General features: G+C 68.1%; 23 protein-coding genes. 11 read left to right on the top strand and 12 right to left on the bottom strand.

What is annotated here, in order from left to right; translation table 11 throughout:
- Positions 1-30: 30 nt before the first annotated feature.
- The 5 genes from EGT29_RS19840 to hda form a co-directional block, all read right to left on the bottom strand.
- Complete coding sequence (locus tag EGT29_RS19840) at positions 31-2,181, bottom strand: copper-translocating P-type ATPase (protein ID WP_124690588.1); 2,151 nt, start codon at positions 2,179-2,181, stop codon at positions 31-33.
- A gap of 170 nt (positions 2,182-2,351) precedes the next feature.
- Complete coding sequence (gene folK, locus EGT29_RS19835; protein WP_124690587.1) at positions 2,352-2,840, bottom strand: 2-amino-4-hydroxy-6-hydroxymethyldihydropteridine diphosphokinase; 489 nt, start codon at positions 2,838-2,840, stop codon at positions 2,352-2,354.
- Complete coding sequence (gene pcnB, locus EGT29_RS19830) at positions 2,837-4,240, bottom strand: polynucleotide adenylyltransferase PcnB (RefSeq protein WP_124690586.1); 1,404 nt, start codon at positions 4,238-4,240, stop codon at positions 2,837-2,839. The genes folK and pcnB overlap by 4 nt, the downstream gene beginning before the upstream one ends.
- On the bottom strand, positions 4,237-4,929 hold the full coding sequence (locus EGT29_RS19825) for an HAD family phosphatase (RefSeq protein ID WP_124690585.1): 693 nt from the start codon (positions 4,927-4,929) through the stop codon (positions 4,237-4,239). Before EGT29_RS19825 ends, pcnB begins: the two co-directional genes overlap by 4 nt.
- Positions 4,926-5,648: a DnaA regulatory inactivator Hda gene (gene hda / locus EGT29_RS19820; protein WP_124690584.1), complete on the bottom strand. Its 723-nt coding sequence runs from the start codon at positions 5,646-5,648 to the stop codon at positions 4,926-4,928. The genes EGT29_RS19825 and hda overlap by 4 nt, the downstream gene beginning before the upstream one ends.
- 247 nt (positions 5,649-5,895) lie before the next feature.
- On the opposite strand from hda, the gene purM reads away from it, so the two are divergent.
- Positions 5,896-6,945, top strand: coding sequence for a phosphoribosylformylglycinamidine cyclo-ligase (gene purM / locus EGT29_RS19815; protein WP_124690583.1), 1,050 nt, complete (start codon positions 5,896-5,898; stop codon positions 6,943-6,945).
- 226 nt (positions 6,946-7,171) lie between these two features.
- Here the strand turns inward: purM and hisC are convergent, their stop codons facing one another.
- The 3 genes from hisC to mutL all read right to left on the bottom strand — a co-directional run bounded on the left by hisC (position 7,172) and on the right by mutL (position 11,248).
- On the bottom strand, positions 7,172-8,236 hold the full coding sequence (gene hisC / locus EGT29_RS19810) for a histidinol-phosphate transaminase (protein ID WP_124690582.1): 1,065 nt from the start codon (positions 8,234-8,236) through the stop codon (positions 7,172-7,174).
- Between the two features lie 113 nt (positions 8,237-8,349).
- A complete protein-coding gene (gene miaA, locus EGT29_RS19805; RefSeq protein WP_124690581.1) occupies positions 8,350-9,324 on the bottom strand; it encodes a tRNA (adenosine(37)-N6)-dimethylallyltransferase MiaA in 975 nt (324 codons plus the stop codon).
- 13 nt (positions 9,325-9,337) lie between these two features.
- Entirely contained in the window at positions 9,338-11,248 is a 1,911-nt protein-coding gene (gene mutL, locus EGT29_RS19800; protein ID WP_124690580.1) for a DNA mismatch repair endonuclease MutL, read from the bottom strand.
- 124 nt (positions 11,249-11,372) lie between these two features.
- Between mutL and EGT29_RS19795 the strand changes: the two genes are divergently transcribed.
- The gene (locus tag EGT29_RS19795; protein ID WP_124690579.1) at positions 11,373-12,023 is read left to right on the top strand and encodes a VTT domain-containing protein; all 651 of its coding nucleotides are present in this window, start codon (positions 11,373-11,375) and stop codon (positions 12,021-12,023) included.
- Between the two features lie 214 nt (positions 12,024-12,237).
- On the opposite strand, the gene EGT29_RS19790 is transcribed toward EGT29_RS19795, so the two are convergent.
- Positions 12,238-13,671, bottom strand: coding sequence for an N-acetylmuramoyl-L-alanine amidase (locus tag EGT29_RS19790; RefSeq protein WP_124690578.1), 1,434 nt, complete (start codon positions 13,669-13,671; stop codon positions 12,238-12,240).
- A complete protein-coding gene (tsaE, locus tag EGT29_RS19785; RefSeq protein ID WP_238160123.1) occupies positions 13,635-14,135 on the bottom strand; it encodes a tRNA (adenosine(37)-N6)-threonylcarbamoyltransferase complex ATPase subunit type 1 TsaE in 501 nt (166 codons plus the stop codon). Before tsaE ends, EGT29_RS19790 begins: the two co-directional genes overlap by 37 nt.
- Positions 14,136-14,157: 22 nt before the next feature.
- Here tsaE and queG point away from each other — a divergent pair, with 22 nt between their 5' ends.
- Entirely contained in the window at positions 14,158-15,273 is a 1,116-nt protein-coding gene (gene queG, locus EGT29_RS19780; RefSeq protein WP_238160121.1) for a tRNA epoxyqueuosine(34) reductase QueG, read from the top strand.
- 222 nt (positions 15,274-15,495) lie between these two features.
- Positions 15,496-16,428, top strand: a complete 933-nt coding sequence (locus EGT29_RS19775; protein WP_238160480.1) for a tripartite tricarboxylate transporter substrate binding protein BugE — start codon at positions 15,496-15,498, stop codon at positions 16,426-16,428.
- Between the two features lie 325 nt (positions 16,429-16,753).
- Here the strand turns inward: EGT29_RS19775 and EGT29_RS19770 are convergent, their stop codons facing one another.
- Positions 16,754-17,233, bottom strand: coding sequence for a DUF2214 family protein (locus tag EGT29_RS19770; RefSeq protein ID WP_124690575.1), 480 nt, complete (start codon positions 17,231-17,233; stop codon positions 16,754-16,756).
- Positions 17,234-17,325: 92 nt separating this feature from the next.
- On the opposite strand from EGT29_RS19770, the gene EGT29_RS19765 reads away from it, so the two are divergent.
- The 4 genes from EGT29_RS19765 to plsY all read left to right on the top strand — a co-directional run bounded on the left by EGT29_RS19765 (position 17,326) and on the right by plsY (position 20,242).
- Positions 17,326-18,042 carry a TetR/AcrR family transcriptional regulator gene (locus EGT29_RS19765; RefSeq protein WP_161567885.1) on the top strand — a complete coding sequence of 239 codons (717 nt, stop codon included), beginning with the start codon at positions 17,326-17,328 and terminating at the stop codon, positions 18,040-18,042.
- Entirely contained in the window at positions 18,039-18,983 is a 945-nt protein-coding gene (xerD, locus tag EGT29_RS19760) for a site-specific tyrosine recombinase XerD (protein ID WP_124690573.1), read from the top strand. Before EGT29_RS19765 ends, xerD begins: the two co-directional genes overlap by 4 nt.
- A gap of 14 nt (positions 18,984-18,997) precedes the next feature.
- Complete coding sequence (ybaK, locus tag EGT29_RS19755) at positions 18,998-19,483, top strand: Cys-tRNA(Pro) deacylase (protein ID WP_124690572.1); 486 nt, start codon at positions 18,998-19,000, stop codon at positions 19,481-19,483.
- A gap of 126 nt (positions 19,484-19,609) precedes the next feature.
- The gene (plsY, locus tag EGT29_RS19750) at positions 19,610-20,242 is read left to right on the top strand and encodes a glycerol-3-phosphate 1-O-acyltransferase PlsY (protein WP_124690571.1); all 633 of its coding nucleotides are present in this window, start codon (positions 19,610-19,612) and stop codon (positions 20,240-20,242) included.
- A gap of 195 nt (positions 20,243-20,437) precedes the next feature.
- On the opposite strand, the gene tsaD is transcribed toward plsY, so the two are convergent.
- Positions 20,438-21,466, bottom strand: coding sequence for a tRNA (adenosine(37)-N6)-threonylcarbamoyltransferase complex transferase subunit TsaD (tsaD, locus tag EGT29_RS19745; RefSeq protein ID WP_124690570.1), 1,029 nt, complete (start codon positions 21,464-21,466; stop codon positions 20,438-20,440).
- A 147-nt stretch (positions 21,467-21,613) separates the two neighbouring features.
- Between tsaD and rpsU the strand changes: the two genes are divergently transcribed.
- The 3 genes from rpsU to dnaG all read left to right on the top strand — a co-directional run bounded on the left by rpsU (position 21,614) and on the right by dnaG (position 24,508).
- Entirely contained in the window at positions 21,614-21,826 is a 213-nt protein-coding gene (rpsU, locus tag EGT29_RS19740) for a 30S ribosomal protein S21 (RefSeq protein WP_087782307.1), read from the top strand.
- A 167-nt stretch (positions 21,827-21,993) separates the two neighbouring features.
- Positions 21,994-22,455 (top strand): GatB/YqeY domain-containing protein, encoded by a 462-nt coding sequence (locus tag EGT29_RS19735; protein ID WP_124690569.1) that lies wholly within the window; start codon positions 21,994-21,996, stop codon positions 22,453-22,455.
- A 37-nt stretch (positions 22,456-22,492) separates the two neighbouring features.
- Entirely contained in the window at positions 22,493-24,508 is a 2,016-nt protein-coding gene (dnaG, locus tag EGT29_RS19730) for a DNA primase (RefSeq protein ID WP_124690568.1), read from the top strand.
- The last annotated feature ends 186 nt before the right edge of the window (positions 24,509-24,694 follow it).

Below are 24,694 nucleotides of genomic sequence, written 5' to 3'. Positions count from 1 at the left end.
CGCTTCTACCAGGAATGCAGCGCAGGCCGCTTATTTCGTGCCACGCAGCCGCAGCGCATTGAAGATCACCGAAGCCGAGCTCAGACTCATCGCCAGTGCCGCAATCATTGGCGACAGGAGCCAGCCAGTGAACGGATACAGAACCCCGGCGGCAATCGGTACGCCAATACCGTTGTAGACGAAGGCAAACATCAGGTTCTGCCGCATATTGCGCACCGTATCGATGGAGACCTCGCGCGACGCCGCGATGCCGCGCAGGTCGCCCTTGATCAGCGTGATCTGACCGCTGTTCATTGCCACGTCAGTGCCCGTGCCCATGGCGACCCCGACGTCGGACTTTGCCAGTGCGGGAGCGTCATTGATGCCGTCTCCCGCCATGGCAACCACATGGCCTTCTTGCTGCAGCCGCGCCACCAGCGCCAGCTTGTCGGCGGGCTTGACCTCGCCATGCACTTCATCGATACCCAGCTTGGCCGCTACGGCCTTGGCGGTGGTGAGACCGTCTCCAGTCGCCATCACGATGCGCAGACCGCTGGCGTGCAGGGTTCGGATGGCGCCGGGCGTGCTGGCTTTGATGGGGTCGGTCACCGCCAGAATGCCCGCGAACCGCCCGTCGACAGCCAGGTGCATGATGCTGGCGCCTTCACCGCGCAGGCGCTCTGCGTCAGCCTGCAGGGACGAAACCGCCACGCTTTCCTGCTCCATCAAGGCCGTGTTGCCCAATGCCAGCCGCCGTCCCTCGACCGTGCCGCGCACGCCGATGCCGCTGTCCGACTCGAAATCGGCCGGTTTGGCCAGCGGCAGGCCCTTGGCTCGCGCTGCGCTGACAATCGCATCTGCCAGCGGGTGTTCGCTGCCCTGGTCCAGACTGGCCGCCAGCCTCAGAACCTCATCGGGCGTGAAGCCAGGCGCCGCAACGGCGGTGTCGAACGCGGGTCTGCCTTCCGTCAGTGTGCCGGTCTTGTCCACGATGAGGGTGTCCACCTCGCGCATCTTCTCGATGGCACCGGCATCGCGGAACAGCACTCCCTGCGTGGCGGCGCGCCCGGTGGCCACCATCACCGACATGGGGGTGGCCAGGCCCAGAGCACAGGGACAGGCGATGATCAGCACCGCCACGGCATTGATCAGCCCGAACACCCAGCTGGGCTCCGGCCCGAACAGGCCCCAGGCCAGAAAGGTAGCGATGGCGATCAGCACCACCGCCACGACGAACTTGCCCGCCACCACGTCGGCCATGCGCTGCATGGGAGCCTTGGAGCGCTGGGCCGAGGCGACCATCTGCACGATCTGCGACAGCATGGTGGCCGCGCCGATTTTCTCGGACCGCATGATCAGCGCGCCGCTGGTGTTCAGCGTGGCCCCGATCAACGGGGCACCGGCACGCTTGGTCACTGGCACTGGTTCGCCGGTCAGCATGGATTCATCGACCGCGCTGCTGCCTTCGGTAACGATGCCATCGACCGGAATTTTCTCGCCAGGGCGCACACGCAGCAGGTCGCCGACATGAACATGGTTGAGCGGCACATCCTCTTCGCTGCTGTCCGCGTTGATGCGCCGCGCAGTCTTTGGCGCCAGGCCCAGCAGGGACTTGATGGCCGCCGAGGTCTGGGAGCGTGCCTTCAACTCGATAAGTTGGCCCATCATGGTCAGGGAAATGATGACCACCGCTGCTTCGAAGTAGACGGCCACGCGGCCCATGAACATGAACGAGTCGGGGAAAGCGCCCGGCGCCACCGTGGCGACCACGCTGTAGACGAAGGCGGCGCCCGAGCCCAGGGCGATCAAGGTCCACATGTTCGGGCTGCGGTGGACGATCGATTGCCAGCCCCGCACGAAGAAGGGCCAGCCTGTCCACAGCACCACGGGCAGCGACAGCACGAATTCGACCCAGGTCTGGGTGGCCATGGCGAACCAGCCCAGACGATGGCCGAGCATGGCCAGGACGGTCACGATCAGAGTGAGGGGCAGCGTCCACCAAAAGCGGCGCTGAAAATCGATCAGCTCGCTGTTGCCTTCCTCGGCCAGCGGAATGATCGGCTCCAGCGTCATGCCGCACTTGGGACAATTGCCGGGGTGGTCCTGCCGCACCTCGGGGTGCATGGGGCAGGTGTAAATGGTGCCAGCCGACGCATCACTCCGTTCTCCAGACTGATGATGGTCATGGTGATGCGGATTCATGCTGTTCCCCTCGCGCCAGATCAAGGCTTGATGCTCCGCCTTGACACTATGGGAATGTCAAGTATTTTTGTGCGTGATCCGAGTACAGGATCGCATTGAGCACCTGCGAATATGCATGCAATCTTCATTCGTTGGCGTCAACACGACCTGGCCCAGCGCAACGACCGCTTCTAGTCCAGCGGAAACACCGCCTGGTCCGCGCAGGCGCGCAGCAGTTCGTCCACCGGCCCCTGGGGCAGCGTCATGCCCGGATCGATGTCCGACAGCGGGCGCAGCACGAAGGCGCGCTGGTGCATGCGGGGGTGGGGCAGGGTCAGCCGGGGCGTGTCCAGGCGCTGGCCGTCGACCGCCAGCAGGTCCAGGTCCAGCGTGCGGGGAGCGTTGCGATAGGGGCGTTCGCGGCCGTGGCGCCGTTCGATGTCCTGGAGCAGGTCCAGCAGCGCCAGAGGAGGCAGCGTGGTGCGCAGGCGCACGACGGCATTGACGTAGTCGGGACCGCTGGAGTCGATCGGCCCGGTGCGGTAGAAGCGGGAGAGCGCGTCCTGCCGCACCTGGGGATGGGCGGCCAGCGCGGCCAGCGCTTCGCGCAGGGTGGCGGCCGGGTCGCCCAGGTTTGCGCCCAATCCCACCCAGGCCGTCTGCCAGGCGGGTGCGTTCATCCGGCTACCGGGGTGCCGCCTTCCGGTCCGCCCTCGGCCGGGCCCCCCTGGCGCGAACGGCCGCTGCGCCGGCGGCGCTTGCGGGGAGCCGTGGCTTCCCCGGCCGCGCGTGGCTGGCGGGCCAGGTCTTCCAGCATCTCGGCGCGCGCCGCGTCGCTGGCGTCGGCCAGGTCCATCCACCATTGCGCCAGCGCGCTGTCGACCTCGCCGGCGGCGGCGCGCAATTGCAGGAAATCGCAGGCGGCACGGAAGCGCGGCTGTTCGAGCATGCGCCAGGCGCCCTTGCTCTGGCGCCGCTCGAAGCGCGGCTGCATGAACCAGATCTCGCGCATGTCGGACACGAAGCGGCGCTGGATGGCGAGCTTCTCGGTCTGGTCGTCCAGCACGGAATCCACGGCCATGCCCAGGGCGGGCATGGGCAGTTCGCCGTCGGCGCGGTACTGCTGCCAGCGGTGGTTGACCTGCTGCCACAGCAGCGCGGCGAACAGGAAGCTGGGGCTGACCGACTTGCCGCTACGCACGCGCACGTCGGTGCGTTCCAGGGCAAGCTTCACGAAGCGTTCGCCCCCCGGCTGTTCCAGCACCACGTCCAGCAGCGGCAGCAGGCCCTTGTGCAGGCCCTCGGCGCGCAGCCGGCGCAGGCAGTCCAGCGCGTGGCCGCAGGTCAGCATTTTCAGCATCTCGTCGAACAGACGCGACGCAGGCACGTTCTCGATCAGGTGGGCCATCTCGCGTATGGGCGCGAGCGTGGACGGCGCGATGGCGAAGTCCAGCTTGGCGGCGAAGCGCATGCCGCGCAGCATGCGGACCGGGTCCTCGCGGTAGCGTTTGGACGCGTCGCCGATGATGCTGACGGTTTTCTTCTTCAGGTCGGCCACGCCGTCGTGATAGTCGATGACGATCTCGGTGGCGGGGTCGTAGTACAGCGCGTTCAGCGTGAAGTCCCGCCGCGCGGCGTCTTCCTCCAGCGTGCCGAAGACGTTGTCGCGCAGGATGCGGCCGTGTTCGTCGGTGGTCTGTTCGTCCGAGCCCGAGGCGCGGAAGGTGGAGGTTTCGATGATCTCCTGGCCGAACACCACGTGCACCAGGCGGAAGCGGCGGCCGATGATGCGGGCGCGGCGGAACAGCGGCTGTATCTGTTCCGGCGTGGCGTTGGTGGCCACGTCGAAGTCCTTGGGCTGGGCGCCCACGATCAGGTCGCGCACGGCGCCGCCGACGATGTAGGCCTCGAAGCCGTTCTCGTGCAGCACGTCGCAGACCTTGATCGCATGGCGCGAGACCAGCCGGCGGTCGATGCCGTGCTTGGCCTGGGGCACGCGCAGCGGCGCATGCCGCTTGACGCTCAGGATGGGGCGCGCCGCGCGGGGGGTGAAGAGCTTGCTGATGAGCTTCTTGATCATGCGAACAGGTCCGTGATGCGCCAGCCTCGTTCGCGCGCCAGTTCGCGCAGCGCGGCGGATGGGTTGGCAGCGATCGGGTCGGTCACCGCTTCGAGCAGCGGGACATCGTTCATCGAGTCGCTATAGAAGAAAGACTGCCGGAAATCCGACAACTGCCAGCCGTGGCCGGCCAGCCATTGGTTGACGCGCACCACCTTGCCTTCGCGGAAGCACGGGATGCCCTGGATGCGGCCGGTGTAGCGGCCGGCGGTGTATTCCGGCTCGGTGCCCAGCAGCACGGGGATGCCGAAGGCGCGCGCGATGGGCGCGGTCACGAAGGTGTTGGTCGAGGTGGCGATGGCGCACAGGTCGCCCGCCTCCAGGTGCTCGCGCACCAGCGCGATGGCCTGGTCGGAGATGGCGGGGCGGATCACCTCGGCCATGAAGTCCTCGTGCCAGCGGGCCAGGTCGTAGGGCGTGCTGCGGGCCAGGAGGCCCAGCATGAACTCGGCCGACTCCATCGCGGTCAGCTTGCCGGCGTCGTAGCGCTGCATCAGCTCTTCGTTCCGGGCGCGGGCGGCCACGGGGTCGCCGACGTGGCCGGCGCGGGCGAGGAAATCGGCCCACCGGTAGTCGCTGTCGAGCGGCAGCAGGGTGTGGTCCAGGTCGAACAGGGCGAGGCGGGCAGGTGGCGCTTGGGTGGGGATCATGACAACGAAGAATACGACTGAATGGAGGGCGGTGGGGGCTGTTCGGCCAGCATGGCGCGCAACAGCGGCAGCGTGATCGGGCGCTTGGCCGCCAGCGAATAGCGGTCCAGGGCATCGAGCAGGGCGGCCAGCTGGCGCATGTCCCGCTCGTAGTGGGTAAGAATCCAGTTCACCACCTCGGGCGCGAGCTGCAGCCCGCGGCTGGCGGCCTGGCGGATCAGGGCGTCGGTCTTCTCGGCATCGGACAGCACTTCCAGCCGGAAGACCAGGTCCCAGCCCAGGCGGGTGCGCAGGTCCTCGCGAATCTCGAGCTGGCCCGGCGCGCGTTCGCCGGCCACGATCAGCGACAGGGCGATGTCGGTGGCCGAGGTTTCGCGCCAGCGGTTGTACAGCGAGAACACGCTGGCAAGCCGGGGTTCGTCCAGGAGGTGCAGGTCGTCGACGGCGATCAACGCCGGGCGGACGTCGGACTCCTCGGGCTGGGCCGTGCGGCGGTAGGCCGACACGGGGCTGTGGCTGTCCAGGTAGAGCGCGCCGGGCCGGTCGGACAAGGCCCGCAACAGGTGGGTGCGGCCGCAGCCGGCGGGGCCCCAGAGGTAGACGGCGCGGCCGGGCGCCAGCGCGCGCAGGCTCGCCAGGGCCTCGGTATTGGGGCCCGCGACATAGTTTTCCAGGGACGGAGCCGGCGCGGCAAGAACGTCGAGTAGCAACTGCTTCATGAGGTGCGGCTAAGAGACCCGCAGCGTCGGACGATCATGGCGTTGGGGGGCGACAGGTCGGGCCGGGCAAGGCTGCGCAGGCAGAAAAGGAACGCGGGGCGCGGCGGGTGCCACCGGGCGTTGCCCCGATGTAAATCCCTGTCCGCTGCATGGGAATACCAATCATCGTAAAATTATAGCTTTCAGGCGGTCCCGGCTGGTTTTTTTGCCGCGAAAGCCCGCGCCCATCCACTTTTCGGTCCATCCCATGTCCGCACAACAACCCAGCGCTTCCTCTCTAACCTACCGCGACGCGGGCGTCGACATCGACGCCGGCGATGCCCTGGTCGAGCGCATCAAGCCCCTCGCCAAGCGCACCATGCGCGAAGGAGTGCTGGCCGGCATTGGCGGATTCGGGGCCCTGTTCGAGGTGCCCAAGAAGTACCGCGAGCCCGTGCTGGTGTCGGGTACCGACGGCGTGGGTACCAAGCTGCGTCTGGCGTTCTCGTGGAACAAGCACGATACCGTGGGCATCGACCTGGTGGCCATGAGCGTGAACGACATCCTGGTGCAGGGCGCCGAGCCGCTGTTCTTCCTGGACTACTTCGCCTGCGGCCGCCTGTCGGTGGACACCGCCGCCACGGTCGTCGGCGGCATCGCCAAGGGCTGCGAACTGGCCGGCTGCGCCCTGATCGGCGGGGAAACCGCCGAAATGCCGGGCATGTACCCCGATGGCGAATACGACCTGGCGGGTTTCGCCGTCGGCGCGGTCGAGAAATCGCAGGCCATCGACGGCAGCCGCATCCAGCCCGGGGACGCCGTGCTGGGCCTGGCTTCCAGCGGCGCGCACTCCAACGGCTATTCGCTGGTGCGCAAGATCATCGAACGCGCCGGCGCCACGCCGGACCAGGACTTCCACGGCCAGCCCCTGCGCGACGTCGTCATGGCGCCCACGCGCATCTACGTCAAGCAAGTGCTGGCGGCCATCGCCAAGCACGAGATCAAGGGCCTGGCCCACATCACCGGCGGCGGCCTGCTGGACAACGTGCCGCGCATCCTGCGCCCCGGCCTGGCCGCGCGCCTGCACCGCGATGCATGGAAGATGCCCGAACTGTTCACGTGGCTGCAACGCGAAGGCCAGGTAGCCGACGTCGAGATGCACCGCGTCTTCAACTGCGGCATCGGCATGGTGGTGGTGGTCTCGGCCGACCAGGCCGACGCTGTTGCCGCGACGCTGCGCGAACAAGGCGAAACCGTCTACCGCCTGGGCGAAATCGTCGACCAACAACCCGGCGCCGCCCAAACCGAAGTGGTGTAAGCCCACCCCCTACGCCCTTCGGGCGCCCCGACAGGTAGTCCACCCCACGCGGCCTATGGCCGCGCCCCTCAAGGGGCGGCGCTGGCGGACCGGCAAAGCCGGATCCGCGGCGCCCTGGATCAAACCAAGCATGCGGTGCTCCGCACCGAGAACGGCAACACAGACTACGACACGGTGGATCCGGCTCCGCCGGTCCACCGCCGTCGGCCCCCTGGGGGGGCTTCCCTCAGCGCGTAGGGGGGATATCCCTCAATGCGCTTAGCAGCGCATCGCATTCGGCGTCGGTGCCGACCGTGATGCGCAGGTACTGGTCGATGCGCGGCTGCTTGAAATGCCGCACCAGGACCTTGCGTTCGCGCAGCGCCTTCAGCAGGGCCGCGCCATCGTGGCCGGGGTGGCGTGCGAAGACGAAGTTGGCGGCCGACGGCAGCACCTCGAAACCCAGTTCTTCCAGCTTGGCGGTCAAGCGCACGCGCGAGGCGATGACGGCCTGGCGGGTACGATCGAAATAAGCGGTGTCTTCCATGGCCGCGGTCGCGCCGGCCATGGCCAGGCGGTCGAGCGGATAGGAGTTGAAGCTGCTCTTGACCCGTTCCAGCCCCTCGATCAGATGCGGCTGGCCGATGGCGTAACCGACCCGCAGGCCCGCCAGCGAGCGCGCCTTGGACAGCGTCTGCACCACCAGCAGGTTGGGATGGGCCGCCACCAGCGGGACCGCCGACGTGCCGCCGAAATCGACGTAGGCTTCATCCACCACGACGACCGAATCCGGATTCGCCTTCAGCAGCGTCTCGATGTCCTCCAGGGGCAGCAGGCGGCCGGTGGGGGCGTTCGGATTGGGGAAGATGATTCCGCCGTTCGGCTGGCCGTAGTCCTGCACGCGCAGGGACAGGTCGTCGGCCAGCGGCACGGTGCGGTAGTCGATGCCGTACAGGCCGCAGTAGACCGGGTAGAAGCTGTAGGTCACATCCGGGAACAGCAACGGCAGGTCGTGCTTGAGCAGGCCGACGAAGACGTGGGCCAGCACCTCGTCCGAGCTGTTGCCGACGAAGACGTGGTCGGCCTGCACGCCATGGAAGCGCGCCACCGCCGCCTTGAACACGTTGGCGTCGGGGTCGGGATAGCGCCGCAGCGTCTCGTTGGTGGCCTGGCGTATGGCTTCCAGGGCGCGCGGCGAGGGCGGATACGGATTCTCGTTCGTGTTGAGTTTGACGAGTCCGTCTATCTGCGGTTGTTCGCCGGGGACGTAGGGCGTCAGTTGTTGAGTGACGCGGCTCCAGTACCTGTTCATGAATCTGTCGTCGAAAGCGCAAAGCGCGGCAACGGGCCGCGCACGCATCCAGCATAGCAGGGCCGGCGCCCCGGCGCACGCCGCGGCGGGCGGGGCGTGGCGCGGGCGCGCCGTCAGCGCGGATTGCCGGCCGCTTCCAGGGACGCGTCCAGCGTGGCGGCGGCCGCGTCGATCACGCGCGCCGTGCTGTCCGCCGCCAGGCAGTCCACCGCCAGCCGGTCGGGCAGGGCGCGCAGCCAGGTGATCTGGCGCTTGGCCAGTTGCCGGGTGGCGGCGACCGCCTGGCCCCGCATCTCGGCGCCGTGGATTTCCCCGGCCAGATAGCCCCAGACCTGGCGGTACCCCACGCATCGTATGGACGGCAGGTCGGGACTCAGGTCGCCGCGCGCCCGCAGGCGGCGAACCTCGTCCACCAGGCCGGCCTCGAGCATGGCGTCGAAGCGCTGTTCGATCCTGGCATGCAGGCCGGCGCGTTCCGAGGGTTCCAGGCTCAGGTTGACGTAGCGCAGGCCGGTGTCGGCCGGCGCGGCCTGGCCGGTCAGCAGGGACGACATGGGTTGGCCGGTCAGCGCATGGATCTCCAGCGCGCGCTGGATGCGTTGGCTGTCGTTGGGCGAGAGCCGCGCGGCGGTGGCCGGATCGACGCGCGCCAGTTCGGCGTGCAGGGCGGGCCAGCCGATGTCGGCGGCGCGGGCGTTCAGTTCCGCGCGCAGGACGGCGTCCGCCTGCGGCAGGTTGTCCAGGCCCTCGCGCAGCGCCTTGAAATACATCATGGTGCCGCCGGCCAGCAGCGGGATGCGGCCCCGGGCGCGGATGTCGGCGATCAGGCGCAGGGTCTCGGCGCGGAACTGGCCGGCCGAGAAATTTTCGGCCGGATCGCGGATGTCCAGCAGGTGCTGCGGCACGCGCAGGCGTTCCTCCCGGCTGGGCTTGGCCGTGCCGATGTCCATGCTGCGATAGATGGTGGCGGAATCGACGTTGACGATCTCGAGCGGCCAGCGGTCGGCCAGCGCCAGCGTGGCCGCGCTCTTGCCGGCGGCGGTGGGGCCCATCAGGCACAGGACGGGAAAGGGGCTGCGGTCGGCCATCTTCGGTGCGGACTCAGCGCCCGCGCAGGAACAGGCGGTCGAGATCGCCCACGCTGAGCTGCACCCAGGTCGGACGGCCGTGGTTGCACTGGTCGGCGCGTTCAGTCGCCTCCATCTGCCGCAGCAGGCCGTTCATCTCGTCCTGGTTGAGCCGGCGGTTGGCGCGCACCGCGCCGTGGCAGGCCATGGTCGCCAGCAGTTCGTTGCGCTGCTCGGTCAGCAGGCGCGAGGCGCCCACCTCGGCGAAGTCGCGCAGCACTTCGCGCGCCAGGGTCTCGATGTCGGCCTGGGCCAGCGGCGCGGGCACGGCGCGCACGGCGACCGAGGCGGGACCAGCCGGCCGCAGTTCGAAGCCGAGGTCGGACAGGGCTTCCTGCTGTTCCTCGACCAGCGCGACGTCGCTTTCCGAAGCCCGGAACACGACCGGCACCAGCAGGTTCTGCCGCGGCATCTCGCGCGCATCCAGGGCGTTCTTGAGCTGTTCGTACACGATGCGTTCATGGGCCGCGTGCATGTCGATCACGACCAGCCCGTGCGCGTTCTGGGCCAGCACGTAGATCCCGTGCAACTGGGCGATCGCCATGCCGAGCGGCAGGTCAGTGCCGTCCGGCAGCGGGCGGGGGCGGGCGCCGGCCAGGGCCTGGGCCATGCCGACGGCGCTGGGCGAGGGGGCGGGCGCCAGAGGTTCGTGCAGGGCCAGGATGCGCGCGCCCAGCTCGGGCCGATACGCGGACGGGGCATCCTGCAGCCGGAACGGCAACTGCGAGGACGAGGCCAGCGCGGGGGCCACGGGGCGCGTGGAACCCGGTTCGGACGAGACCGGCATGGGCAGGGCGCCCGCGCCGTCGACACGACCCTGGATGGTCGGCGCGGGCATGCCGTCGGCCTGGACCGTCTCGGACGGCACCGCCTGGGCCGCCGCGTCCACGCCGGTCGCCGCGCCCGCGGCATGGGCCAGGGTCTGGCCGATGATCTGCGTCACGAAGCGGTGTACCGCGCCGCTTTCGCGGAAGCGCACCTCGTGCTTGGCCGGATGCACGTTGACGTCCACCGCCGCCGGGTCCAGGTCCAGGAACAGCACGTAGGCCGGCTGGCGGTCGCCGTGCAGCACGTCGGCATAGGAGGCGCGCATGGCGTGGCTGACCGTGCGGTCGCGCACGAAGCGGCCGTTGACGTACAGGTACTGGCGGTCGGCACGGGCGCGCGAGGCGGTGGGGCGCGAGACGACGCCATGCAGGCGGATCGCGCCGGCGTCGGCCTGCACCGGCAGGCCGCCCTGGCCGAATTCCGCGCCCAGTACGTCATGGATGCGGCGCACCGGATCGGCGGGCAGGTGCTGCTGGTAGGCCCGGTCGTGGTGGAACAGGCGGAAGGCGATATGGCAGTGCGCGAGCGCGATGCGCTGGAAGGCCTCCACGCAATGGCCGAATTCCGTGGCTTCCGATTTGAGGAACTTGCGCCGGGCCGGCACCAGGTCGAACAGCTGGCGCACGTCCACCGTGGTGCCCGGGGGGCCGGAGGCGGGAGAGACCTGGCCGTCTTCCCATTGCCAGGCATGGTCGGCGCTGGCCGTGCGCGAAATCAAGGTGAGCCGGGCGACGGAGGCGATCGAGGCCAGGGCCTCGCCGCGGAACCCCATCGAGGCCACCGATTCGAGTTCGTTCAGCGACCGGATCTTGCTGGTGGCGTGGCGGGAGACGGCCAGCGGCAGTTCGTCCGGAGGAATGCCGCCACCGTCGTCGCTGACGGCGATCCGCCGGATGCCGCCGCCCTCGAGCCGCACGTCGACCGCGCGCGCGCCGGCGTCGATGGCGTTCTCCATCAATTCCTTGAGGACCGAGGCAGGGCGCTCGATGACTTCACCCGCCGCGATCTGGCTGATCAGGAGGTCGGGAAGCTGGGCGATGGGGCGACGTTCGGACATGGCCGGATTATAGTGGCCCCTCTTGGGGCGCAGGGATCCTGTCATGCTTTGACATGCGCGGAAACGCCTGCGTCGGCTATAGTGCCCGCTCGCCTTTTTCCTCGTCCCCTACCTCCGGCTTCCCATGCTCGAATTCCTGCAGATGTTGATCCATATCGACCAGACCCTGGGCGTGTGGGTCGCGCAATATGGCGCCTGGATCTACCTCATCCTGTTCCTGATCGTGTTCGCCGAGACCGGCCTGGTCGTCCTGCCCTTCCTGCCGGGCGATTCGCTGCTGTTCATCGCCGGCGCCTTCGCCGCCACCGGCAGCATGCATCCCATGGTGCTGATCGTGCTGCTGCTGATCGCCGCGGTCTCGGGCAATACCGTCAACTACTACGTGGGCCGCTACATCGGCCCCCGCGTGTTCTCGCAGAACATCCGCTTCCTGGACCGCGCGGCCCTGATCAAGACCCATGCCTTCTACGAGAAACACGGCGGCAAGACCCTGATCATCGCCCGCTTCCTGCCCGTGGTCCGGACCTTCGCCCCCTTCGTCGCCGGCGTCGGCTACATGACCGTCGCCCGCTTCCAGTTCTTCAACATCATCGGCGCGCTGCTATGGGTGCTCCTGCTCGTCCTGGCCGGCTACTTCTTCGGCAACCTGCCCCTGGTGCGCGAACACCTGAACACCATCGTCCTGATAGGCCTGGCCGCCGCCATCGTCCCCGTGGTCCTGGGCGGCCTGTGGAAACTGATAGGCGGCCTGAAGTCGCCCCCCCCTACGCGCTGAGGGGAAGCCCACCCCCTACGCCCTTCGGGCGCCCCCTCAAGGGGGCGGCGCTGGCGGACCGGCAAAGCCGGATCCGCCGCGCCCGGGATCAAGGCAAGCATGCGGTGCTCCGCACCAAGACAACCCCACCAGACCCAGGATGCGGTGGATCCGGCTCCGCCGGTCCACCCGCATCGCCCCCTGGGGGGCGCGCGAAGCGCGTAGGGGGGGACCCCTACGTCAGTTTGTTCTTCGACAGAGGCGGGTTCTTCGCGAAATAGCGCTGGATGCCCTGCATGATGGCGGTCGCCATGCTGCTCTGGTAGGACACGTCCGATAAGCGCTTTTCCTCTTCCGGATTGCTGATGAAGGCGGTTTCGACCAGGATGGACGGGATGTCGGGCGCCTTCAGCACGGCGAAGCCGGCCTGCTCGACCCGCGGCTTGTGCAGGCGGTTGATGTTGGACAGTTCGTCCAGCACCGCGCGGCCGAGCTTGAGTGAATCGTTGATCTGGGCCGTGGTGGACAGGTCCAGCAGCACCCGGGCGATCTGTTTGTCGTGCGAGCCGATGTTGACGCCGCCGATCAGGTCGGAGGCGTTCTCCTTGGCCGCCAGCCAGCGTGCCGCGCTGCTGCTGGCCCCGCGTTCGGACAGAGCGAACACCGACGAGCCGCGCGCGTCCGGCTTGATCCAGGCGTCGGCGTGCACCGATACGAACAGGTCGGCCTGCACCCGCCGCGCCTTCGCCACGCGCACGTGCAGCGGCACGAAGTAATCGCCGTCGCGGGTCAGCATGGCGCGCATGTTGGGCTGCTGATCGATCATGGCCTTGAGCCCGCGCGCGATCCGCAGCACGACGTCCTTTTCCCGCGTGCCGCCGCGGCCGATCGCACCGGGGTCTTCGCCGCCGTGTCCGGGGTCCAGCGCCACCGTGATCATCCGCGCCACCTGCGGCGCGGGATCGGACCGGCGGCGGATGGACGGTGCCTGGGGCGCCGCTTCCGGAATGGGCGCGCCGTTGGCCCCGGCCCCCGTGCCGGGTGCCGGGATGGCGTCGCGTTCGGACTGCAGGTTTTCCAGGATCTGCGCCATCGGGTCGTCGCCGCCCTTGTTCGCCAGCGCGACCAGGGGATCCTGGGCCGCCTTGGGGTAAAGGTCGAGCACGAGGCGGTGCTTGTATTCACCCACGGGCTTGAGGCTGAAGACCTGGGGGATGGTTTCCTGTTTCAGGTCCAGCACCAGCCGCACCACGTTGGGACGGTTCTGTCCGACGCGCACGCTGGCGATGTACGGATCGTCGGGCCGGACCTTGGACACCAGGTCGCGCAGCGCGGCGTTCATTTCCACGCCTTCGATATCCAGGACCACGCGGTCCGGATTGTCCAGCACGAAATGCTCGGTCTTGAGTTCGGCGTCCAGCTCCAGCGTGAGCCGGGTGTAGTCGGGGGCGGGCCACAGGCGCACCGCGACCAGTTCGGCGGCCCGCGTGGCCGTCGGGACCAAAGGCACCACCAGCGTGGCGGCCAGGCCGGCTACCAGCCGCCGGCGGGAGATGCCGCGGGGCGCGAGCACCCCTTGGGCCTGGGCATAGGACAGGGCCGGCGTGCCGGCCGGAAGGTCGGGGTCGGGTTCTAGCTCGTCGCGTCGGGAAAAAGTGTGTTCAGCCATGCCTGCCCTTTTGCGGTGTGGGCATCGAGCGTCACTCCGCGTCCTGCGCCTTCATAAGACAGCGCGATGTCCAGGTCCGGGACCGGGAGCGCACCGCCTGCGCGTTCCGCCCATTCGATGAGCACGAGGGCGTCATCGCGCAGGGCGTCCCGGAATCCGGCGTCGAGCCACTCGCGTGGATCGGTAAAACGATAAAAATCAAAGTGATAGCAGTATAAGTTCGAAACTTTGTAAGGTTCAACTAGCGTGAACGTCGGACTTTTGATTCGACCTGTAACGCCGACTCCGCGCAACAGTGCCCGGGCGAAGCTGGTTTTGCCGGCGCCGAGGTCGCCGTGGAGGTGGATGCGGCCCCCGTTGGCGACCAGCGGAGCCATCCGGGCGGCCAGGGCTTCGGTGGCGGATTCGTCGGGCAGATGGGCGTGGCGGGCGTTGGACATGGCGGGATGAAGGGCAGGGTTCATGGGCATGGGCTACCATGACAGTATGTCAGCGTCGCCCCCGTTTACCCCCGTTTCCACCCAGGACGGCCCCGACCTGGCCGCGCTGGCCGAAACCATACGCGGCTGGGGCCGGGAGCTGGGTTTTTCCGCAGTGGGGTTCGCCGACCTTGACCTGGACGAGGCCGGCCAGCGGCTGGCCGCCTGGGTGGCCGAGGGCATGCATGGCGAGATGGATTATATGGAGCGTCACCTGCCGCTGCGGCAGGATCCTGCTCAATTGGTCTCGGGGGCCCGCTCAGCCATCATGGTGCGCATGGACTACGCCCCGCTGGATGGACCCGCGCTGGCGGCGCGCCAGCGGCAGGCCCTGGAAGCGGGCGACCGGGCGGTCGTCGCCGCCTATGCCCTGGGCCGGGACTACCACAAGGTCCTGCGGCAGCGCCTGCAGCGGCTGGCGGACCGCATCGCCCAGCATGCCGGCCCCTTCGGCTACCGCGTCTTCACCGATTCGGCGCCGGTCATGGAAGTGGAGCTGGCGCGCAAGGCCGGGCTGGGGTGGCGCGGCAAGCATACGTTGTTGCTGTCGCGCGACGGAAGTTGGTTCTTCCTGGGCGAGATCCTGACCGACCTGCCCCTGCCGGCCGACCACCTGGAGACGCCGCACTGCGGACAATGCCGCCGCTGCATCGACGCCTGTCCGACCGGCGCCATCGTGGCGCCCTACGTGGTGGACGCCCGGCGCTGCATCTCCTACCTGACCATCGAGCTCAAGGGCAGCATTCCCGAGGCGCTGCGGCCCGCCATCGGCACGCGCGTATACGGCTGCGACGACTGCCAGACCGCCTGTCCCTGGAACAAGTACGCGCGCGCCTGCGCCGAGGGGGATTTCGCGCCGCGCCATGGGCTGGACACGGCATCGCTGCTCGATCTGTTTGCCTGGACCGAGCGGGATTTCGACCAGCGCACCCAGGGCAGCGCGATCCGCCGCATCGGCTACGAACGGTGGCTGCGGAATCTGGCGGTGGCGCTGGGCAACGCACCGGCCTCGGACGAGGCGCGCGCCGCGCTGCGCGAGCGGGCCGATCACCCCAGCGAACTGGTCCGCGAGCACGTGCGCTGGGCTCTGGCGTGCCAGGGTCGGGGAAAACGAGAGGTTTGACACGCATGGCGTGTCAAACCTGTTTGCTATTCTTTTGACCAGGCCCGCTTGAACCATGAGATCAAGAAGGCATGGTCGGCGCACAGCATGGAGACTCGTGCGCAGACACCTCCGCATCGTTGCGGCACGGGCCGATTCCGTGAAGGACCATCCACAAGAGGAGTACGCATGAAAGCAGCAAGAATCGCCGCTTCGCTGGCGGGGTTGACCGTGTCCGCCGCCATGCTCGCCGTGCCCGGCACGGCCGCCGCCCAGTCCTATCCCAACAAGCCGGTACGCGTCATCGTGCCGTTCGCGCCCGGCGGCTCGACGGACATCATCGCCCGGCTCGTGGGCGAGCGCATGGGCCGCGAACTCGGCCAGCCCTTCGTGATCGAGAACCGCGGCGGCGGGGGCGGGGCCATCGGCGCCAGCGAAGCCGCGCGCGCCGCGCCGGACGGCTACACGCTCAGCATCGCCACCGTCTCGACGATGGCCATCAACCCCGCGTGCAACCCCAAGCTGGGCTACGACCCGCTCAAGGACTTCCAGCCGGTCACCAACTTCGCCCACACGGCCAATGTGCTGGCCGTCAACCCCAAGGTCCCGGCCAACGACTTCAAGTCCTTCCTGGAACTGGCCAAGAAAGAACCCGGCAAGTTCTCGTTCGCCACCTCGGGCACTTGCAGCATCAACCACTTCCTGGGTGAACTCTTCCAGCTGGGTACGGGCGCCAAGATCGTCCACATTCCCTATCGCGGTTCGGGGCCGGCCATCGCCGACGTGGTCGGCGGCCAGGTGCAGATGCTGTTCGACAACCTGCCTTCGTCCATGCCCAACATCCAGGCCGGCAAGCTCAAGGCGCTGGCGGTCGCGTGGGACAAGCGGGTGGACGGCCTGCCCGACGTGCCCACGTTCAAGGAACTGGGCCTGCCGCTGATGAACGATCCGGCCTGGTACGGCCTGCTGGCTCCCGCCGGGACGCCCGCCGACATCGTCAACAAGCTGCGCGACGCCGCTGTGAAGGTGCTGTCCGATCCGCAGGTGAAGGACACCCTGGCCAAGCAGGGCGCCGCCGCCGTCGGCAACACGCCCGCCGAATTCCGCACCGAGATCGAGAAGGAACTGAACAAGGCGAAGGACGTGGTGAAGAAGCAGAACATCAAATTGGAGTAGGACCCCCCCTACGCGCTTACGCGCGCCCCCCAGGGGGCGGCACTGGCGGACCGGCGGAGCCGGATCCGCTGTGCCCTGGATCTGGGACGACCGCGAATACGGGAACGGCCTTGCATCTGATGCAAGGCCGTTCTCATTTGTGCTGACAAGAGGCAAGAATGTCTGTCCTCCGCCAGCCAGGTTGTACCCCAGGATGCGGTGGATCCGGCTTTGCCGGTCCGCCCGCATCGCCCCCTTGAGGGGGCGCCCGAAGGGCGTGGGAGTGGGTTTCCCTTCCGGTCCACCCGCATCGCCCCCTGGGGGGGCGCGCGAAGCGCGTAGGGGGCTAAATCCCTCTGGCCATGGCGGCGGCCAGGATGGGGAGGGCTAGCCAGCCCAGGAACTGGAGGCGGATGGCCTTGCGGACTTTGCCGATGTCGGCGGGCGATGGCTGGAAGGCGGGGTCGTTGCGGGCTTGCTGGCGCCAGCGCAGGTAGTTGATGGTGGGCAGGGCCGAGATGGCGCCCACGGCCAGGAAGACCGCGATCTTGGCCCAGAAGACGGGGTTGTCCAGGTAGAAGGCCGCGCCCTTGGGGCCCCAGGCGACGCGTGCCGCGCCGATGGCCAGGATCAGCATGGCCAGGCTGCCGTACCAGGCGTCGGTCTTGCCGAGCAGGGCCAGGGGAATGGCGGGGCGCGACGGGCCCAGGAGCGTCCATTGCATGGCCAGTGCCGCGGCCATGCCCAGGAAACAGAGGTGGTGCATCCAGGCGAGAATGAAGTCGGCGATCATGGTCTTGACGCTGTCTAGATAAAGAAACGCCACGATAGTCTTTGATGTTTACACTGTCAAGAAAAAATCCGGCCGTGCCGCCCGGCCAATTTGACGGCGTAAAGATTTCTTTGCGAAGATGGCGCATGCGAGCTGATCTTCCCCCGGGCGGCAAGCGCCCCCGTCGCACCGTTGCCCGCCAGGCGGGTTCCTATCACCACGGCGACCTGCGCCAGGCGTTGCTCGACGCGGCGCAATCCCTGCTCGACGAGCGCGGCCTCGAAGGTTTCACGCTGCGCGAATGCGCGCGCCGCGCCGGGGTCTCCCATGCGGCGCCCGCGCATCACTTCGGCGATGCCGCCGGTTTGCTGACGGCCTTCGCCGCCGAGGGGTTCCGGCAGCTGTCGGCCATGATGCGGGCCTATCGCGACAAGGCGACCGCCTCGCCGCAGGCCCAATTGCGGGCCGTGGGGCTGGCATACATCGATTTCGCCATCGGCCATCGCGCCCGGTTCCAGTTGATGTTCCGCTACGACCGCTTGTCGCCGGGCGATGCCGGATTGGAGCAGGCGGGCAGCGAGGCCGCCGGCCACTTGTCCACCACCTTGGCCGGCGCGCTGGCCGAGCGGGGGCTGGACGGGCAGGGCCAGGACTTCGAGCGGCGGCTGTTGCTGGCCTGGTCGGCGGTCCACGGTTTCGCGACCTTGCTGCTCGAAGGCCGGCTTGACGGCTGGCGTGGCCGGCAGTCTGTTCCCGCGTTCGCGTCCCGGACGGGCGACGACGTGCTGGCTGTCCTGGAAGTGGCCTTGCTGGCGCCGCCCGGCGCCGGCACGCGGCGGCGCAGCCGGGGGCGCACGGCATGAACGCGGCCCGGGACGGCCGGGGCCGGTCCAGGCAGGGGGTGGCGCGCCCGGATGACGATCCCGGCATCGCGGCCTTTCTCGAAGCCATGTGGCTGGAGGACGGATTGTCCGACAACACCCTGCGTGCCTATCGCCAGGACTTGTCGGCCTTCGACGCCTGGCTGAAAGAAAAACGCGCCTCGGCACTGGATCGCGCCCAGGCGCACGACATCGAGGCGTGGTTCGCGGCGGTCCACCACCAGAGCAAGGCCACCACGGCCAACCGGCGGCTGGCGACGCTGCGCCGCTATTTCCAATGGGCCCTGCGCCTGCACCGCGTGCAGGCCGATCCCTGCCTGACGCTGCGTGCCGCCAAGCAGCCGCCCCGCCTGCCCAAGACGCTGTCCGAGGCCCAGGTCGAGGCCCTGCTGGGCGCGCCGGACCTCGACACCGACCTGGGGCTGCGTGACCGCGCCATGCTGGAAACGCTGTACGCCACGGGCCTGCGCGTGTCCGAGCTGGTCGATCTGAAGTCCCTGGACGTCGGCTTGAACGAGGGCGTGGTGCGCGTGGTCATGGGCAAGGGCGGCAAGGACCGGCTCGTGCCGCTGGGCGCGGAGGCGGCGCACTGGATCACGCGCTATCTGGAGGCGTCGCGTCCCGCGCTGCTGGGCGGCAAGATCAGCGATGCGCTGTTCGTGACCGCCCGCGCTACCGCCATGACGCGGCAGAGCTTCTGGCTGATCGTCAAGAAATACGCGCTGCGGGCCGGCATACGCGCGGCCCTGTCGCCGCATGTGCTGCGGCACGCCTTCGCCACGCACCTGCTCAATCATGGCGCCGACCTGAGAGTGGTGCAGATGCTGCTGGGGCATGCCGACATCTCCACCACGCAGATCTATACGCATATCGCGCGCGAGCGTCTTAAACTGCTGCACGCGCGGCATCACCCGCGAGGCTGAGGCCGCCCTTCATCATGAGCAAAGCCCGACACGTTTCAGAAACTCCCGCCACGCAATTCCTGCGCAAGCACGGCGTCGCCTTCACCGAACATGCCTACGACTACGTCGAACACGGGGGTACGTCGGAATCGGCGCGCCAACTGGGCGAGGACGAGCACGCCGTGGTCAAGACCCTGGTCATGGAAGACGAGGCCGCCCGGCCGCTGATCATCCTGATGCATGGGGACAAGGAAGTGTCGACCAAGAACCTGGCGCGGCAGATCGGCGTCAAGAAGGTGGCGCCCTGCAAGCCCGAGGTGGCGCAGCGGCATTCGGGCTACCAGGTGGGCGGCACCTCGCCCTTCGGAACCCGCAAGGCCATGCCGGTGTACGTGGAAGGCAGCGTGCTCGACCTGCCGCGCATCCTCATCAACGGCGGCCGCCGGGGGTATCTCGTGGGGATGGCCCCCGGCGAACTGGTCCGCCTGTTGAAGGCCGTTCCCGTCGCCGCGGCGCTATGACGCAAGCGTGCGCGGCGGATTTCGTGCGCTTGCAGCGGGACAGTGTCCTGCCCAACCGGTAGAATCGCCGCCTGTCATGCCATCGTCACCGTGACGTGGCCACATAGGCCCAAGGGTTCCCCATCCATGATCACCGTCGCCGCCGCCGTCATCGCCTATCTGATCGGTTCCATTTCGTTCGCCGTGGTCGTGAGCCGGGTGATGGGGCTCGACGATCCGCGCTCCTACGGCTCGGGCAATCCGGGCGCCACCAACGTGCTGCGCTCGGGCAGCAAGGCCGCCGCGATCCTGACGCTGATCGGCGACGCCTTCAAGGGCTGGGTGGCGGTGTGGCTGGCCCAGGTCTACGCGTATCGGCTCGGCTTGGGCGAAACCACGATCGCGGTGGTGGCGCTGGCGGTATTCCTGGGCCACCTGTACCCGGTGTTCTTCCGGTTCAAGGGCGGCAAGGGCGTGGCGACCGCGCTGGGCGTGCTGCTGGGCCTGCAGCCCTGGCTGGGCGTGGCCACGCTGGCGACCTGGCTGATCGTGGCGCTGTTCTTCCGTTATTCGTCGCTGGCGGCGATCGTCGCGGCCGTCTTCGCGCCCATCTACTACGTGTTCGGCCACGGCGTGGCCTGGACCGCCGATTCCCGGATCGGCACCGCCATCGGCCTGATGGCGCTGATGCTGCTCTACCGCCATCGGCAGAACATCTCCAAGCTGATGGCCGGCAAGGAAAGCAAGCTCGGAGGGAAGGGGTCCCCCCCTACGCGCTGAGGGGAAGCCCACCCCCTACGCCCTTCGGGCGCCCCCTCAAGGGGGCGGCGCTGGCGGACCGGCAAAGCCGGATCCGCGGCGCCCAGGATCAAAGCAAGTACGCGGTGCTCTGCATCGATATATCCCCACGCAGACCCAGGATGCGGTGGATCCGGCTCCGCCGGTCCACCCGCATCGCCCCCTGGGGGGCGCGCGTCAGCGCGTAGGGGGGGGCTCCAATGGCCACCGGGGTTGGACCGTGAAGCTCATGTGGCGCTCGGTGGGGTTGGCCAGGCCGGCTTGCAGGCGCAGGGCGCCGGCGAAGGCGATCATGGCGCCGTTGTCGGTGCACAGTTCCAGCGGCGGAAAGAAGACCTGGGCGCGCAGGCGCGCGAGGTGGGTGGCCAGGCGTTCGCGCAGCAGCCGGTTGGCGCCCACGCCGCCGGCGACGACCAGGCGCTTCAGGCCGGTGGCCTCGAGGGCCTTGGCGGCCTTGGCGACCAGTACCGAAACGATGGCATCCTGCGTGGCCGCGGCCAGGTCGGCGCGGGCTTGCGCGTCGTCGGCGTCCAGGGTTTTCATGCGGGTCAGCACGGCGGTCTTCAGGCCGCTGAAGCTGAAATCCAGATCGGGGCTGTGCAGTTTGGGGCGGGGCAGGTCGAAGCGGTCGGCGCGGCCGGATTCGGCCAGCCGGGACAGCGCCGGTCCGCCGGGGTAGCCCAGGCCCAGCAGCTTCGCGGTCTTGTCGAAAGCCTCGCCGGCAGCATCGTCCAGGGTCTCGCCCAGCAATTCGTAGCGTCCCACGCCGTCCACCCGCATGAGCTGGGTGTGCCCGCCGGAGACCAGCAGCGCGACGAAAGGGAATTCGGGCCGGGGCGTCGCCAGCAGCGGCGACAGCAGGTGTCCTTCCAGGTGATGGATGGCGATGGAGGGCAGGTCGCGGGCCCAGGCGATGGCTTGCGCCACGCTGGCGCCCACCAGCAGCGCGCCGGCCAGGCCCGGCCCGGCGGTGTAGGCGACCGCGTCGACGTCGTCCAGGGTCAGGCCGGCATCGTTCAGGGCCTGCTGCGTCAGGGGCAGCACCCGCCGCACGTGGTCGCGGGAGGCCAGCTCCGGCACCACGCCGCCGTAGGCCTGGTGCATCTCGACCTGCGAATACAGCGCGTGGGAGATCAGGCCGCGTTCGGCGCTGACGACGGCGACGCCGGTTTCGTCGCAGGAGCTTTCGAAGCCGAGGACAATCATTGAAAAATGCGCGCGGACGCGATTATGATCAGAGTTAACCCTAGCGGCAGTGTAGCACCCGGGCTGCGGAAGGGTTGGCAATATGGAAAAGGATCTGCTATATTGGCAGGCTTGATCAACCCCTAGCAACCCCGAGGCAATCGTTACATGCCGACAATTCGCGTTAAAGAAAATGAGCCGTTTGAGGTCGCCCTGCGTCGTTTCAAGCGCACCATTGAAAAGACTGGCTTGCTGACCGAACTGCGCTCGCGCGAGTTTTACGAAAAGCCCACGGCCGAACGCAAGCGCAAGCATGCCGCTGCCGTCAAGCGCCACTACAAGCGCATCCGCAGCCAGCAGCTGCCCAAGCGCCTGTACTGATTGCTGCCGCGCCCTTGGCGCGACGAAGCTTTCCGGTAGTTTCGCAAAGTTGTTGTCAGAGCCGCTACGGCACCAGCCGGGCGGCTTTTGGCGTTTTTGCCGTTATCCTCTGTCCTGGCTCGCGCCTGTCGTGGCGCCCGGCTTCTCTCTTATCGCGGAATCCCTCCATGAGCGCAGATACCCTCAAAGCCCGCCTGTCCGATGAAATCAAGAGCGCGATGCGCGCCAAGGCGGCCGAGCGCCTCGGAACGTTGAGGCTGCTGTCGGCCGCGGTCAAACAAAAGGAAGTCGACGAGCGCCGCGAGCTGGCGGATGCCGACATCGTCGCCATCGTCGAGAAGCAGGTGAAGCAGCGCCGCGAGTCGATCGCCTCGTTTGAACAGGCCGGCCGGACCGAGTCGGCCGAGCAGGAGCGCGCGGAAATGGCGGTCCTGCAGGAGTTCCTGCCGCAGGCCGCTCCCCAGGAAGAGATCGACGCGGTGGTCGCTGCCGCCGTGGCCGAGGTTTCGGCGCAGGGCGTCACCGGTGGCGCGGCCATGGGCAAGGTGATGGGGCTGGTCAAGCCCAAGCTGGCCGGGCGCGCGGACATGGCCGAAGTGTCCAAGCTGATCAAGGCCCGCCTGGGTTGAGCCGGCGGTCCATGCATTGTCCTTTCGCGCTGCGCGCATGATCCCAGAATCATTCATCCAGGATCTGCTGGCCCGGGTCGACATCGTCGATGTCGTGGGCCAGCACGTGCAGTTGCGCAAGGCGGGCGCCAATCTGCTGGGATTGTGCCCCTTCCACGGCGAAAAATCGCCGTCCTTCACGGTCAGTCCCACGAAGCAGTTCTATCACTGCTTCGGTTGCGGCGCTCATGGCACGGCCATCCGCTTCCTGATGGAACACACCGGCGCCGGCTTTCCCGAAGCGGTGCGGTCGCTGGCCGGAATGGTGGGCATGTCGGTTCCCGAGGAGGAACGCAGCCCCCGCCAGCGGGCCGCTCGCCAGCAGCGCGAAGCCATGGTGTCGCGCCATAGCCAGGTGCTGGAAACCGCCAATACCTGGTACCGGCAGCAGTTGCGCGGGGCGGGTGCCGCCGTGGCCTACCTGAAAGGACGCGGCGTCTCCGGCGAGATCGCTGCCCGTTTCGGACTGGGCTGGGCCGGCGGCGAGCGCCAGGGCTTGTCCGCGGTCCTGCCCGGCTACGACGATCCGTTGCTGGTCGAGGCCGGACTGGTCATCCTGAGCGAAGATGGCCGACGTTACGACCGGTTCCGCGAGCGCGTCACGTTTCCCATCCGGAATGCCCGGGGCCATCTGATCGGTTTCGGTGGCCGCATCATCGGCAAAGGCGAGCCCAAATACCTCAATTCACCTGAAACCCCCATCTTCTCGAAGGGATCCGAGCTGTATGGGCTCTGGGAGGCGCGCCAGGCCATCCGCAAGGAGGGCATGGTGGTGGTGGTCGAGGGCTACATGGACGTCGTCGCGCTGGCGCAGCTCGGTATCGAGTGCGGCGTGGCCACGCTGGGCACGGCCACCACGCCCGTGCACGTGCAGAAGCTGCTGCGTGCCAGCGATAGCGTGATTTTCAGCTTCGACGGCGACAAGGCCGGCCGCAAGGCGGCCTGGCGCGCGCTGGAGGCTTGCCTGCCGTTGTTGCGCGACGACATCTCCATCCGCTTTCTTTTCCTGCCGGACGAGCACGATCCTGACTCGTACGTGCGCGAATTCGGCGCGGAGCGCTTCCGCAAGGCCCTGCGCGAAGCGATGCCCCTGTCCCAGTTCATGCTGGGCGAACTGGCCGAGCGGCATCAGATGGACGAGGCCGAGGGCAGGGCGCGCTGCGTGCACGATGCCAAGCCGCTGCTGCAGGCCATGCCGGCCGGCGCGCTGCGCATGCAGGTGCAGCGGGAATTGGCGCAACTGACCCGCCTGACCACGGAAGAACTGGGCCAGTTGGTTCCGTTGCAGGACGTGCCCAGCGGGCCGCTGGTGCAGACGCCGGCGCAAATGCGGGGAACTTCCCCGGCGCCGGGGCGCTCAGAGTCTAATAATGGCGTGCAGGGCAGTGCCGAAGCCCCGGACTGGGTGCCCGATCACGAACCGCCTGACGACCATTTCTACGAACCTGCCCCGGATTTTCACGAGCGGCCCGCCGGGCCGGCCGTGGGCGGCGGGTTCCGGCCGGGGCGCTTCAAGAGCGGGCGTTTCCGGGACCGCGACGGTCGCTACGGCGACGAGCGGCCGCAGGGCTACACGGGCCCGCGGGCCAGGGTGACTCCGATAGCGGGGCGATTGCTTCAGCTGCTGCTGACGCATCCCGGCCTGGTCCGGCACCTGGGCGAAGATGCCGAACATTTGCTGGAGGCCAACCAGGGATACGAATCGGTCAAGGCGCTGCTGGCGCTGGTGCGCGAAACGGGCGCCCAGCACGCGGGCGCGCTGTTGCAGGCTGCCGAGGGCAGCGCGTTGTCGCAGACTCTTGTGATGGCGTCGACGGCCACCATCTATGAAGAAGAGTTGCCGGATCCCGACGCCGAGTTGCATGATGCGCTGCGCATGGTGGCCCTGCATGCCGCCATTGCTGAACAGCAGCAACTGGCCGCCGCGGGTCTGCAAGACGCCCAGGACAAGGCGCGCTACCTCGCCCTGACTGAAAGAATCCTAGAGTTGAAGAAGCCGAGAGTGGTAGAATAGAGGGTTTACCGTAGGTTAGATCGGGAGAATTTTTTCCCGTTTTCTGGTATGGATTTTGCTTGGCGCGATCTTTGCCAGGGGCCGTTACCGGATGCGCGGGAAGCCGAGATCGGCGCACACGCGCCGACCCGCGGGTTGGGGGCTGGAGCAATCCAGCCACCGGATGAAATATTAGGAGTGGTTGAC

The organism is Pigmentiphaga sp. H8 (assembly GCF_003854895.1).
In the GTDB taxonomy this organism is placed as follows: Bacteria; Pseudomonadota; Gammaproteobacteria; order Burkholderiales; family Burkholderiaceae_B; genus Pigmentiphaga.
This window is presented reverse-complemented; position numbering and strand designations above follow the sequence as displayed.